Origin of the sequence: Mesorhizobium sp. M3A.F.Ca.ET.080.04.2.1 (assembly GCF_003952525.1) — a bacterium.
Taxonomy (GTDB): domain Bacteria; phylum Pseudomonadota; class Alphaproteobacteria; order Rhizobiales; family Rhizobiaceae; genus Mesorhizobium.
Window position 1 is genome coordinate 1740758 of sequence record NZ_CP034451.1, and the last position, 13205, is coordinate 1753962.

At 64.3% G+C, this 13205-nt stretch carries 10 protein-coding genes; 4 read left to right on the plus strand and 6 right to left on the minus strand.

Annotated elements, in window-relative coordinates:
• Nucleotides 1-39 precede the first annotated feature (39 nt).
• The 5 genes from glgB to EJ074_RS08585 form a co-directional block, all read right to left on the minus strand.
• On the minus strand, nucleotides 40-2250 hold the full coding sequence (gene glgB, locus EJ074_RS08565; RefSeq protein ID WP_129553009.1) for a 1,4-alpha-glucan branching protein GlgB: 2211 nt from the start codon (nucleotides 2248-2250) through the stop codon (nucleotides 40-42).
• A 182-nt stretch (nucleotides 2251-2432) separates the two neighbouring features.
• Nucleotides 2433-4895 carry a glycogen/starch/alpha-glucan phosphorylase gene (locus EJ074_RS08570; protein WP_129553010.1) on the minus strand — a complete coding sequence of 821 codons (2463 nt, stop codon included), beginning with the start codon at nucleotides 4893-4895 and terminating at the stop codon, nucleotides 2433-2435.
• 138 nt (nucleotides 4896-5033) lie between these two features.
• Nucleotides 5034-5816 carry an ATP-binding cassette domain-containing protein gene (locus EJ074_RS08575; protein ID WP_095805619.1) on the minus strand — a complete coding sequence of 261 codons (783 nt, stop codon included), beginning with the start codon at nucleotides 5814-5816 and terminating at the stop codon, nucleotides 5034-5036.
• 2 nt (nucleotides 5817-5818) lie between these two features.
• Nucleotides 5819-6883, minus strand: a complete 1065-nt coding sequence (locus tag EJ074_RS08580; protein ID WP_129553011.1) for an ABC transporter permease — start codon at nucleotides 6881-6883, stop codon at nucleotides 5819-5821.
• A gap of 161 nt (nucleotides 6884-7044) precedes the next feature.
• Nucleotides 7045-8022 (minus strand): sugar ABC transporter substrate-binding protein, encoded by a 978-nt coding sequence (locus EJ074_RS08585; protein ID WP_165350059.1) that lies wholly within the window; start codon nucleotides 8020-8022, stop codon nucleotides 7045-7047.
• A gap of 266 nt (nucleotides 8023-8288) precedes the next feature.
• On the opposite strand from EJ074_RS08585, the gene EJ074_RS08590 reads away from it, so the two are divergent.
• The 4 genes from EJ074_RS08590 (at nucleotide 8289) to EJ074_RS08605 (ending at nucleotide 12279) form a co-directional block, all read left to right on the plus strand.
• On the plus strand, nucleotides 8289-9515 hold the full coding sequence (locus tag EJ074_RS08590) for an ROK family transcriptional regulator (RefSeq protein ID WP_129553012.1): 1227 nt from the start codon (nucleotides 8289-8291) through the stop codon (nucleotides 9513-9515).
• A gap of 1 nt (nucleotide 9516) precedes the next feature.
• Nucleotides 9517-9963 (plus strand): RbsD/FucU domain-containing protein, encoded by a 447-nt coding sequence (locus tag EJ074_RS08595; RefSeq protein ID WP_095805615.1) that lies wholly within the window; start codon nucleotides 9517-9519, stop codon nucleotides 9961-9963.
• On the plus strand, nucleotides 9960-10883 hold the full coding sequence (locus tag EJ074_RS08600) for a carbohydrate kinase (RefSeq protein WP_095805614.1): 924 nt from the start codon (nucleotides 9960-9962) through the stop codon (nucleotides 10881-10883). The genes EJ074_RS08595 and EJ074_RS08600 overlap by 4 nt, the downstream gene beginning before the upstream one ends.
• Before the next feature lie 253 nt (nucleotides 10884-11136).
• Nucleotides 11137-12279 carry a DegT/DnrJ/EryC1/StrS aminotransferase family protein gene (locus tag EJ074_RS08605; RefSeq protein ID WP_129554008.1) on the plus strand — a complete coding sequence of 381 codons (1143 nt, stop codon included), beginning with the start codon at nucleotides 11137-11139 and terminating at the stop codon, nucleotides 12277-12279.
• 120 nt (nucleotides 12280-12399) lie between these two features.
• Here EJ074_RS08605 and cysQ read toward each other — a convergent pair whose 3' ends face one another.
• Nucleotides 12400-13197, minus strand: coding sequence for a 3'(2'),5'-bisphosphate nucleotidase CysQ (gene cysQ / locus EJ074_RS08610; protein ID WP_165350060.1), 798 nt, complete (start codon nucleotides 13195-13197; stop codon nucleotides 12400-12402).
• Between the last annotated feature and the right edge of the window lie 8 nt (nucleotides 13198-13205).

The window sequence follows — 13205 nt, forward strand, 5'->3', positions numbered from 1 at the left end:
CCCGGACCGATGATGCGGCGAGATAAGATATCATCTGCTTCAGTCCGCGACGAATTCCAGCATGATCGTCGACAGCGGCGGCAACAGCATCGTCGCCGATGTGCCCTCCTCTCCGCTCGCCTCGACCATGCCGCCATTGCCCATGCCGGAGCCGCCATAATCGCCGGCATCGGTGTTGATGATCTCGCGCCATTCGCCGGCCTTCGGCAGCGGCACGCGATAGTTCTCGCGCGGCACCGGCGTGAAGTTGGAGATGACCGCGATCGGATTGCCGCCGGGCGCGCTGCGCAGCCAGGCGAAGACCGAGTTGTCGCGATCGTCGACGATCAGCCAGGAGAAGCCTTCCGGTTCGCAGTCACGCGCATGCAATGCCGGGCGCGAACGGTAGAGATAGTTGAGATCTCGCACGACTTGGCGGACGCCGCGATGCGGGCCGTGTTGCAGCAAGTCCCAGTCGAGCGCGCGCGCCTCGCTCCATTCGCGGCGCTGGGCGAATTCCTGGCCCATGAAAAGGAGCTTCTTGCCGGGATAACCCCACATGAAGGCGTAGTAGGCACGCAGCGTGGCGAACTTCTGCCAGTCGTCGCCGGCCATCTTGTGGAGCAGCGTGCCCTTGCCGTGCACGACCTCGTCATGGGAGAGCGGCAGCACGAAATTTTCGGAAAATGCGTAGATCAGGCCGAAGGTGACTTCGTTGTGATGGTGCTTGCGATAGATCGGCTCCTTGGAAAGATATTCCAGCGTGTCGTGCATGAAGCCCATGTTCCACTTGAAGCCGAAACCGAGCCCGCCTTCATGCACCGGGCGCGACACTTTCGGCCATGAGGTCGATTCCTCGGCGATGGTGATCACGCCGGGGTGGTGGCCGTAGAGCTCCTTGTTCATCTTCTGCAGGAAGTCGACGGCCTGCAGGTTCTCGCGTCCGCCCTTCTCGTTGGGGATCCACTCCCCCGCCTTGCGCGAATAGTCGAGGTAAAGCATCGAGGCGACGGCGTCGACGCGCAATCCGTCGACATGGTATTTCTCGGCCCAGAACAGCGCGTTGTTGACGAGGAACGACACCACCTCGCGACGGCCGAAATTGTAGATGGCGGTGTTCCAGTCGGGATGAAAACCCTGGCGCGGGTCCTCATGCTCGTAAAGCGCGGTGCCGTCGAAGCGCACGAGCCCGTGCTCGTCGACTGGAAAATGCGCCGGCACCCAGTCGAGGATGACGCCGACGCCGGCGCGGTGGGCGCCGTCGACGAAGCGGGCGAAGCCGTCCGGGTCGCCGAAGCGGGCGGTCGGGGTATAGAGGCCGGTCGTCTGATAGCCCCAGGACGGATCGAAGGGATGTTCCGAGATCGGCAGGAACTCGATGTGGGTGAAGCCGGTGTCGACCACATAGGGGATCAGCCGCTCGGCAAGCTCGTCCCAGCTCAAGAACGTGCCGTCGTCGCGAAGCTGCCACGAGCCGGCATGGACCTCGTAGATCGAGATCGCCTCGCGGCGCGGATCGGCCTTTTGCCAGAAGCTGCGGTGCGCCTCGTCGCCCCATCGATGCGCCATCGGCGGCGCCGTCACCGAGGCCGTCGCCGGGCGCAGCTCCGACTCGAAGGCGAACGGGTCGGCCTTGAGCGGCAGCCTGACGCCATCGGGAGCGATGATCTCGAACTTGTAAGGCCGGCCGGCGCCTAGATCGGGAATGAACAGTTCCCAGATACCGGTGTCCTTGCGGTCGCGCATGGTGTGCCGGCGACCGTCCCATTCGTTGAAATCGCCGACGACGGAGACGCGTTTCGCATTGGGCGCCCAGACGGCGAAATGCACGCCGGTGGCGCCCTCATGGTCGATGATATGGGCGCCGAGCTTGTCGAACAGCCTCAGATGCGAGCCCTCGGCCATATAGTAGTCGTCCATCGGGCCGAGCACCGGGCCGAAGGAATAGGGATCGGTCAGCCACCAGTCGGCGCCGGCATTTTTCGCGTGGTAGCGCAGCGGCTGGCGTTTGCGGATCGAAAGCCTGCCTTCGAAAAAACCGGCGTCGTTGCTGCGGACGAGTTCGCCAGCCTCCTTGCCGGCCAGCGTGTAGGCGGTGACGGATTCGGCATTCGGCACGAAGCAGCGAGCGACGAAGCCCTTGCCGGCTTCATGCACGCCCAGGATTGCAAAGGGATCGCCATGCGTGCCGGCAACAATCGCCGCGACATCGCCGGCTGGCGCCAGTCCGTCCGGCCCGCTTGTCGCAGCGGTCGCGCGCGGCTTCCTCATCAGGCGGTCGCCCTCCCTGGGCACCTTTGTTCTGGTGCATGCCGTAATCCCAAAACCGCTGCGCACTTTTGGGCGACATGCATCGACTTTGTTCTGGTGCATGCCGCAATCCCAAAACCGCTGCGCATTTTTGGGCGACATGCACCGGACGGCCACATTGTTCGTGGCCTCATGCAATCATATCAGACAGGTACGTTCCAGATTTCTTTCGCATATTGGCGGATGGTGCGGTCGGACGAGAACCAGCCGACGCGGGCGACATTGCGGATGGCCCGGGCTTGCCAGTCGGGACTGTTGCGCCAGACGGCGTCGACCTCGCGCTGGCAGGCGGCATAGGAATCGAAATCGGCAGCCACCATGAACCAGTCGCTCTGATAGAGGCCGTTCATCAGTTCGCGATAGCGGTTGGGATCGTCGGGCGAGAACACGCCGGAGGAAATCGCCGCCACCGCCTGCGCCAGTTCGGGCGAGGATTCGATCACGCCGCGCGGATCATAGCCATTGCCGCGGCGCTGCGCGACCTCGGCGGTGGTGAGACCGAAGATGAAGATGTTGTCGTCGCCGACGCATTGCTTGATCTCGACATTGGCGCCGTCAAGCGTGCCGATCGTCAGGGCGCCGTTCAGCGCGAACTTCATATTGCCGGTGCCCGACGCCTCCATGCCGGCGGTCGAGATCTGTTCCGACAGGTCGGCGGCCGGCATCATCACCTCGGCCAGGCTGACATTGTAGTTCGGCAGGAACACCACCTTCAGCAGGCCGCGCACCGCCGGATCGCGATTGATGACCTTGGCGACATCGTTGGCCAGTTTGATGATCAGCTTGGCGTTGTGATAGCTGGGCGCCGCCTTGCCGCCGAAGAACTTCACGCGCGGCATCCAGTCCCGCTCGGGATGCGAGCGGATCTGATCGTAGAGCGCGATCGCCTCCAGGATGTTGAGCAGCTGGCGCTTATACTCGTGGATGCGCTTGATCTGGATGTCGAACAGCGCCGAAGGATCGAGCCTGATGCCGAGCCGGTCGGCGACGAGATTGGCGAGGCGCGTCTTGTTCTGCCGCTTCACGGCGGCGAACTTCTCGCGGAAGGCGGCATCGCCGGCAAACGCATCGAGGCCCTTGATCGCCTCGATGTCGTCCATGAAGCGGTCGCCGATCGCCTCGCGGGCGAGCGCGGTCAGTCCCGGATTGCACTGGATCAGCCAGCGCCGCGGCGTGATGCCGTTGGTCTTGTTGTTGATGCGATCGGGGTAGAGCTTGTGGAGATCGGCAAACACCGTCTCCTTCATCAGATCGGTGTGCAGCGCCGAGACACCGTTGATCGAATGCGAACCGACGAAGGCGAGATTGCCCATGCGCACGCGGCGGTCGCCGTTCTCCTGAATGAGCGAGATTCTGGCGATCTGGTCGCCGGAGAACTTTCCGGTGGCGCGGGCCTCGAGCAGCACCTGCGCGTTGATGGCGTAGACGATCTGCATGTGGCGCGGCAAAAGCCGTTCGAACAGCGGCACCGGCCAGCTCTCCAGGGCTTCGGGAAGAAGGGTGTGGTTGGTGTAGCCGAAGGTGCGCTTGGTGACGTCCCAGGCCTGGTCGAAATCCATGCCGTGGACATCCATCAAGAGCCGCATCAGTTCCGGCACGGCAACAGCGGGATGGGTGTCGTTCAGGTGGATGGCGGCCTTGTCCGGCAGCGATTTCAGATCGCCATACTGGCTGAGATGCCGCTGGACGATGTCCTGCAGCGAGGCGGTGGAGAAGAAATATTCCTGTCTGAGCCTGAGCTCCTGCCCGGCCATATGCGAATCGGCGGGATAGAGAACTCGCGACAGCGCATCGGCCTTGTTGCTTTCGGCGAGCGCGCCGATGTGGTCGCCTGCGTTGAACTTGTCGAGCAGGATCGGGTCGATCGGCATGCCGGACCAGAGCCGCAGCGTGTTGACGCGCTTGGCGCGCCAGCCGGCGACCGGCGTGTCATAGGCGACGGCAAGCACATGCTCGGTCGGCTTCCAGACGTGGCGTTCGAGCCGGCCGTCCCTGGAGGTGATCGATTCCACCGAGCCGCCGAAGCCGACCTCGAATGAGCGCTCGCGCCGTTCGAACTCCCAGGGATTGCCGTGATCAAGCCAGGTCTCCGGCAATTCGACCTGCCAGCCGTCATGGATTTCCTGGCGGAACATGCCGTTGGCGTAGCGAATGCCGTAGCCGTGAGCGGGAATGTCGACGGTCGCCATGCTTTCCATGAAGCAGGCGGCGAGCCGGCCAAGGCCGCCATTGCCGAGGGCCGCGTCCGGTTCGAGCGCGGCGATGAGGTCGAGGTCGACATCGAGCGAGGCCAGCGCTTCGCGCATGTTCTCCATCAGGCCCAGATTGGAGAAGGCGTCGCGCATCAGGCGGCCGATCAGGAATTCGAGCGAGAGGTAATAGACCCGCTTTTCCTGCTTGTCGTAGGCCTCCTTGGTCGCCTGGATCCACTGATCGACGACACGGTCGCGCACGACCTTGATCGAGGCTGTCAGCCAGTCATAGGGCGTAGCAACGGTGGTGTCCTTGCCGAGCCGGTATTTGAGGGCGAGAAGCACCTCGTTGGCGAGCGTCTTGGGATCGGGATGGTCGAGAGCGGGGGCTTCGGATGTCATTGCACGCGTCATGCTGCCTCTCGTGATCATGGCCCGATCATACCGGCTTTCGCCGATCGTCCTACCCCATTTTATTGCAACGCAGCATACCCTCAATCGATTTAGGTTGCGAAGCTACCCGGTTGGCTTGCGGCAATTTGCCCTCCGTCGTCAGGCCGCCAATGCGTCTTCGGGCGGTTTCTTGGCGCCGGTCATGAGGGCGACGGCATCGGACATCGAGATCTGCTTGGGATCGACCACGCAGAGGCGCCGTCCCAGCCGGTGGATGTGGATGCGGTCGGCCACCTCGAAGACATGCGGCATGTTGTGCGAGATGAGCACGATGGGCAGGCCGCGCTTCTTGACGTCGAGGATGAGTTCAAGCACGCGCCGGCTTTCCTTGACGCCAAGGGCTGCCGTCGGCTCGTCCATGATCACCACTTTCGAGCCGAAGGCGGCGGCCCGCGCCACCGCCACGCCCTGCCGCTGGCCGCCGGACAGCGTTTCGACCGCCTGGCTGATGTTCTGGATGGTCATCAGCCCAAGCTCGGTGAGCTTGTCGCGGGCGCGCTTTTCCATCGCCGGCCGGTCGAGCATGCGGAACCAGCTGCCAAGCGGGCCGGGTTTGCGGATCTCGCGGCCGAGGAACATGTTGTCGGCGATCGACAGCGCCGGCGACAACGCCAGGTTCTGATAGACGGTCTCGATGCCGGCCTCGCGTGCCTCGATCGGCGAGCGGAACAGAACCTGCTTGCCGTCGAGCTCGATCGTGCCCTCGTCGGGGATCACCGCCCCGGAGATCGCCTTGATCAGCGTCGACTTGCCGGCGCCGTTGTCGCCGATCACGGCCAGGATTTCGCCCGGATAGAGATCGAAGTCGCAGGCGTTGAGCGCGGTGACTCGGCCATAGCGCTTGGTGAGATTGCGCGCGGTGAGGACAGGCTGCTGAGTCATGGTTACACCGAAACCTTTCTGATCCACTGGTCGATCGCGACGGCGCCGATGATCAGCACGCCGGTGAGCAGCACTTTCCATTGCGGATCGGCGCCCAGCATGTTGAGGCCCATCGAGACGACGCCGACGATCATGGCGCCGAACAGCGTGCCGAGGATCGAGCCGCGGCCGCCGAAGAGCGAGATGCCGCCGATCACCGTCGCGGTGATGGCCTGAAGATTGTAGTCGGTGACGGCGGCCGAGGGCGAGATCGAACCGTTGCGGCCGATCGATACCCAGGCCGCGAAGGCGGCGATGAGGCCGGCCAGCGTATAGACGGCCATCAACACCTTCTTGGTCTGGATACCCGAGAGCTTCGCCGCCTCCGGATCGTCGCCGACGGCATAGACGTGGCGGCCCCAGGCGGTGTGGTTGAGGACATACCAGAGCAGCATCACCAAGAGGACCATGGCGATGACGCCGGCTGTCAGCACGGCTGAGCCGACCCTGAAACTCAGCGCGAAGAAGTGCAGCAGCGGCGCCTGGGCATCGACATCGGCGTCACGGATCGTCTCGTTGGCCGAATAGATGAAGTTGGTGGCCATGACGATGTTCCAGGTGCCCAGCGTGACGATGAAGGGCGGTAGCTTCATGTAAGCGACGAGCAGCCCGTTGAGCAGGCCGCAGGCCGCGCCCGCGGCAAGGCCGAGCGCCACCGCGAGGATGGTCGGCATGCCGTAGCTGACGGCGCAATTGCCCATGACCACGGCCGAGATCACCATCACCACGCCGATCGAAAGGTCGATGCCGGCGGTCAGGATGACAAGCGTCTGGGCAGCGCCCAGGATGCCGACGATGGCGATCTGCTGCAGGATCAGCGTCAGCGTGTAGGACGAAAAGAACCGTCCGCCGATGGCGACGCCGAAGATGATGATCGACAGCACCAGCACGATCAGCGGCACGGCGGCCGGCGTGGAATGCAGGAAATGCTGGGCGCGCTTGACGAACGACTTGCCGTGCTCGTCAAAGCTGGCGACGCTGGTGTCGCTGCCCGAGAGTACCTTCTCGAATTCCTGGATTTGCGACATTTGTCCTCCCGTCTCACGGAGCTTCGTCATGGCTCCGTGCCGCGTCTAGCTTCCGGTCTTCCGCCGGGATTTATCAGCGCATACGAAAATGCATCGTCCACCCGAAGCGGCCGGGGATCAAGTCCCCAGCCGCAAGCTTTTGCGCACCGGTCAGGCGGGCATCAGCCCCAGCACTTGGCCAGGCCTTCCTTGGTGTCGATGGACTTCACACCGTTGGCCGGCTTGTCGGTCACCAGGTTGACGCCGGTGTCGAAGAAGTTCTTGCCTTCGGTCGGCTTCGGCTTGGTGCCGTCCTTGGCATAGGCGGCGATCGCCTCGATGCCGAGCGCCGCCATCTGCAGCGGATACTGCTGCGATGTGGCGCCGATTACGCCTTCGGCAACCGACTTGACACCCGGGCAGCCGCCGTCGACCGAGACGATCAGCACCTGCTTTTCGAGACCGACGGCCTTGAGCGCCTGATAGGCGCCCACGGCGGCGGGCTCGTTGATGGTGTGGATGACGTTGATGGTGTTGTCCTTCTGCAGAAGGTTCTCCATCGCCTTGCGGCCGCCTTCCTCGTTGCCGTTGGTGACGTCGTGGCCGACGATGCGCGGGTCATCCTCGTCGCCGATCTTGTTCGGGTCCTTGGGATCGATGCCGTAGCCGATCATGAAGCCCTGGTCGCGCAGCACGTCGACGGTCGGCTGAGACGGGGTCAAATCGAGGAAGCCGATCTTGGCGTCCTTGGCCTTGTCGCCGAGCGTGGCGGCGGCCCAGGCGCCGATCAGCTTGCCGGCTTCCAGATTGTCGGTGGCAAAAGTGGCGTCAGCGGCGTCGATCGGATCGAGCGGCGTGTCGAGCGCGATCACCAGCAGGCCGGCGTCGCGCGCCTTCTTCACCGTCGGCACGATGCCCTTGGTATCGGAGGCGGTGATCAGGATGCCCTTTGCGCCGTCGGCGATGCAGCTCTCGATCGCCGCAACCTGACTCTCGCTGTCGCCGTCGATCTTGCCGGCATAGGTCTTGAGGTCGACGCCGAGTTCCTTGGCCTTGGCGGTGGCGCCCTCCTTCATCTTGACGAAGAAAGGATTGGTGTCGGTCTTGGTGATCAGGCAGGCGCCCACGCCCGCGGCAGACGCGGACGAGGCGAACGCCATCAAGCCCAACCCGGCAGCCGCGAAGACGGTGGATTTCAGCAGCGATTTCTTGGTCACGATATCCTCCCAGTGGAACCTTTGCGGGCGCCGGCCAGCCCGGCGCCTCGAGCGCATCCAACCTTTTTCCCAGCGTGGACGCCAGCCCAACAGACACCAGTCCGAGACGCGTGTCAATAATTAAATCACTCTTATTTATTATTGACAGCGGTGCGCCGTTCACTCATTCTGAACGAAAAGCAGTGAGGGGAAACCGACGGAGGAACAGGGTGGAGACCGGCATTGCGAGGCACGGTTCGCCCGAAGCTTTGGAGAGCCGCATGCATCGCGGCACCAACCAGAGCGGCATGCGCGACCACAACGAAAGGCTCGTGCTGTCGCTGGTGCGCCAGCATGGCAGCCTCGCCAAATCCGACATTGCGCGCATGACGGGGCTCTCGGCCCAGACAGTCTCCGTCATCATGCGAGAACTCGAGGAAGACAAGCTGCTTCTGCGCCAGGCGCCGTTGCGCGGCAAGATCGGCCAGCCGTCCATTCCGATGGCGCTCAACCCGGAAGGCGCTTTTTTCATCGGCCTCAAGATCGGCCGCCGAAGCGCCGAGCTGGTGCTGATCGATTTCCTCGGCAACGTGCGCGCAATGCTGCAGAATTCCTACCGCTACCCGGCGCCCCGCGAGACGGTCGAGTTCGTCACCGCCGGCATCAAGAAGATGCGCGGCGAGCTGACGCCGGCGCAGGACAAGCGCATTGCCGGGCTCGGCATCGCCATGCCGTTCGAGCTCTGGAACTGGGCCGACACTGCCGGCGCGCCGCGCGACGTCATGGACGAATGGCGCCACCGCGACATCCGCGCCGACATCCAGGGGCAGTGCGACTTTCCGGTCTATCTCCAGAACGACGCGACGTCGGCCTGCGGGGCGGAGCTCGTCTTCGGCCAGGCGGGAGGCGCGCGCGATTTCGTCTATTTCTACATCGGCGCCTTTGCCGGGGGCGGCATCGTGCTCAACGGACGCCTGTTCGGCGGACCGACGGGCAATGCCGGCGCGCTTGGCTCGATGCCGGTGCCAGGACCCGACGGCAAGCCGACGCAGCTGATCGACGTCGCCTCGATCGCCATATTAGAAAAAGCGCTCAGCGCGAAAGGCGTAGATGGTTCTTATCTTTGGACCTCGCCGCAGGAATGGGGCGAGATCGGGGCTGAGCTCGACGCTTGGATCGCCGGCGCCGCGCAGGCGCTGGCCTATGCCATCGTGGCGGCCTCGTCAGTCATCGATTTCGAGGCCGCCGTGATCGACGGCTGGATGCCGCTCAGCGTGAGGCGGCGACTGGTCGACGCAGTCACCGATGCGCTCGCCGGCATCGATGCAGAGGGACTGAAGCTGCCCATCGTGCGCGAAGGAACCGTCGGCATCCATGCGCGGGCGCTGGGCGGCGCCAGCCTGCCGCTGTCCGAACGCTTCCTCGTCGGTCCGACCTCCATTTCCAGGAGCGCCTGACATGCTCATCGGCATTCCGTCGCTGCTCGGCCCGCAGCTTCTGGCGACGCTGCGCGCGATGGGTCACGGCGACGAGGTCGCGCTGGTCGACGGTAACTATCCTGCGGAGGAACAGGCGCGGCGGCTGATCCGCGCCGACGGCCATCATCTCATCCCCGTGCTCGACGCGATCCTCAGCGTGCTGCCCGTCGACGAGGCGGTGCCGGAGGCGCTGTTTCGCGCTTCGGTCCAGGGCGATCCGGCGCTTGCAGATCCGGTGCATCACGAGATGGAGGCGGTCTGCGCAAGACGTGCGCCCGGACGCAAGGTGATTGCGCTCGCCGGCCCCGACTTCTATGCACGCGTCAAGACCGCGCACGCCATCGTGGCGACCAGCGAACCCAGACTCTACGCCAACATCATCATCCGCAAGGGCGTGATCCATCCGCCGGAGACCGACAAGACATGATCCTCTGCTGTGGCGAAGCCCTTATCGACATGTTGCCGCGCACGACGACGGAAGGCGAAGCGGCCTTCGCGCCTTATGTCGGCGGCGCGGTGTTCAACACGGCGATCGCGCTCGGGCGGCTGGGCGCGCCGGCCGGGTTCTTTTCCGGCCTGTCCTCGGACCTGTTCGGCGGCCAGCTTCGCGAGGCGCTCGGGGCGAGCAAGGTGAGTTCCACCTATGCGCACACGTCGCCGAAGCCCACGACGCTCGCCTTCGTGCGGCTCACCAACGGCCAGGCGACCTACACTTTCTATGACGAGAACACTGCCGGACGCATGCTGACCATCGAGGACCTGCCGAAGCTCGGGGCCGAAATCGAAGCCATGCTGTTCGGTGCCATCAGCCTGATCTCCGAGCCGGCTGGATCGGCCTATGAGGAGTTCATGCGGCGTGAGCACAACAGCCGGGTCATGATGCTCGATCCGAACATTCGGCCCAACTTCATCCCCGACAAGGCAAAGCATCTGAGGCGCATCCGGGAGATGATGGCGATGGCCGACATCGTCAAACTCTCGGACGAGGACCTCAACTGGTTCGACGAAGCGGGCTCGCATGAGGACGTCATCCGCAACTGGCTGGAGCGCGGACCGAAATTGATCGTCGTCACCCATGGCAGCGAAGGCGCCGTCGGCTACAGCAAGGAGCACAAGGTCACGGTTGTGCCGGAACGGGTCCAGGTCGTCGACACGGTCGGCGCCGGCGATACGTTCAATGCCGGCATTCTCGCGTCGCTGCACGAACAGGGCCTGCTCACCAAGGCAGGGATCGGCAGCCTCTCCGAGGACGCGATCCGCAAGGCGCTCGCGCTCGGCGCCAAGGCGGCCGCGGTGACGGTTTCAAGGGCCGGCGCCAACCCGCCATGGCGGCACGAAATCGACTGATCGGCCGTCGGCGCCGGCTGGGCCTCCCTGCCCGAACCGATCACTTTATATTTCCATCGCCCGCACTGTGCGAAAAGCGGGCGTTAAAATGCGCCTTGAAGGCCGCTTTTCCGGCTTGTTCGGACGAAGCGCCGGCAAAACACGGTAACAGCCTGCGACACTTGCGCAATTCGCCTTGGCCGTGGCCGGCTTTCTCGGCCGCGTCAAGTCTGGTACCAGCGGGCCGGTTTACTGGCAGCATCTTGAGGCCGACATGCAGTTCATCGATCTTGGCGCGCAGCGCGAACGAATCCGCGACCGGCTCAAGGCCGCGATCGACCATGTGGTCGAGGACGGCCGCTATATCCTCGGGCCGCAGGTCACCGAGTTCGAAAACAAGCTCGCAGCTTTCGTCGGCGTCAAGCATGTGGTGGCCTGCGCCAACGGCACCGATGCATTGCTCCTGCCGCTGTTCGCCGCCGGCATCGGCCCTGGCGACGCCGTGTTCGTGCCGAGCTTCACCTTCGCCGCCACGGCGGAAGTGGTGGCGCTCGCCAAGGCCGAGCCCGTCTTCGTCGACGTCGATCCCAGCACCTACAACATCGACATTGCCAGCCTCGAGGCGGCAATCGAAATAATCAAAAAGCAGGGCCGGCTGAAGGCGAAGGCGATCATTCCGGTCGACCTGTTCGGACTTGCCGCCGACTACGAGGCGATCACGGCGATCGCCAAGCGCGAAGGGCTATTGGTGATCGAGGACGCTGCGCAGTCGATCGGCGGCTCCGCCGACGGCAAGATGTGCGGCTCGTTCGGCCATGTCGCCTCGACCAGCTTCTACCCGGCAAAGCCGCTCGGCTGCTACGGCGACGGCGGCGCTATGTTCACCAATGACGCTGCGCTGGCCGACAAGCTGCGGTCCTTCGCCTTCCATGGCAAGGGAGAGACCCAGTATGACAACATCCTCGTCGGCATCAATTCGCGCCTCGACACGCTGCAGGCGGCGATCCTGATCGAGAAGCTCGCCATTCTCGAGGACGAGATGGTGGCCCGCCAAGCGGTGGCGCAACGCTATGCCGACGGCCTCGGCGACATCGTCAAGGCGTCGCGCAACCTGGGCCACGGCCGCTCGGCCTGGGCGCAATATGCCATTGAGACGCCGAAGCGCGATGGGCTGAAGGCCCATCTGACGGAAAAGGGCATCCCGTCGGTCATCTACTATGTGAAGCCGCTGCATGCCCAGGTCGCCTATCGCGACTATCCGCGCTCGCCGGCCGGCCTTGCGGTTTCGGAAGAACTGCCGAAGCAGATCCTCTGCCTGCCGATGCATCCCTATCTCAGCGAGGCCGACCAGGACCGGATCATCGAGACGATCCGCAACTATATCGGCTCGAACTCGGCGAGCGTCGCGGCGGCTTGATGATCTCCCCCCTTGAGGGGGAGAGGGCCGGCAGGCCAGAGGGGCTCGGCCCTTTATCACAGACGAACGGGGTCGGCGCTCTATGCGACGCGACCCCCTCCGTCGCCTTCGGCGACATCCTCAAGGGGGGAGATTAACCGTCGCCCGCTTCCCCGTCGCAATGAAATGCGGATTCGCGAAATCGCTATCGCCCGCCTGGTTACGCTTGCCGTAGACGAGGGGCTGGCCGTCCAGCGTGCGGGTCATGCCGCCGGCGGCGCGCAGGACCGCGTCGCCCGCCGCCGTATCCCATTCCATGGTGCGGCCGAAGCGCGGATAGACATCCGCCTCGGCGGCGGCGACAAGGCAGAATTTCAGCGACGAACCGACCGAGACGATGTCGGCAGTGCCGAGATCGCGGATGAAGGCGTCGGTCTCGGGCGTGTTGTGCGAGCGGCTGGCGACGACCGCGAGCGGCATTCCACCGGCCCGCACCGCAATCGGCTGGCGGCCGGTGATATGAAACTCGCCGTCGATCTCGAGCATTTCCGCCTTGCCCGGCCGGCCGGAGAAGAAACGGCCCGTGCAGGGTGCGAAGACGACGCCGACTTCCGGCACGCCGTGGCGTATGAGCGCGATGTTGACGGTGAAATCGGTGCGGCGGTTGACGAACTCCTTGGTGCCGTCGAGCGGATCGATGAGGAAGAAGGCGTTGTCGAGGTCCGGCGTCGCCACCCCTGCCGCCACCTCTTCCTCGGCCACGCAGGGAATGTGCGGATAGGCTGCACGCAGGCCGGCCAGGATGATCTTCTCGCTTTCGCGGTCGGCTTCGGTCACGGGCGAAGAGTCGGACTTGCTGTCGACGGCACAGCCTTCGTGGAAGACGCGCATCACCTCGCGCCCGGCGTCCAGGGCCAAGCGCTCGAAGACGCCTAGCATGGCCTCGT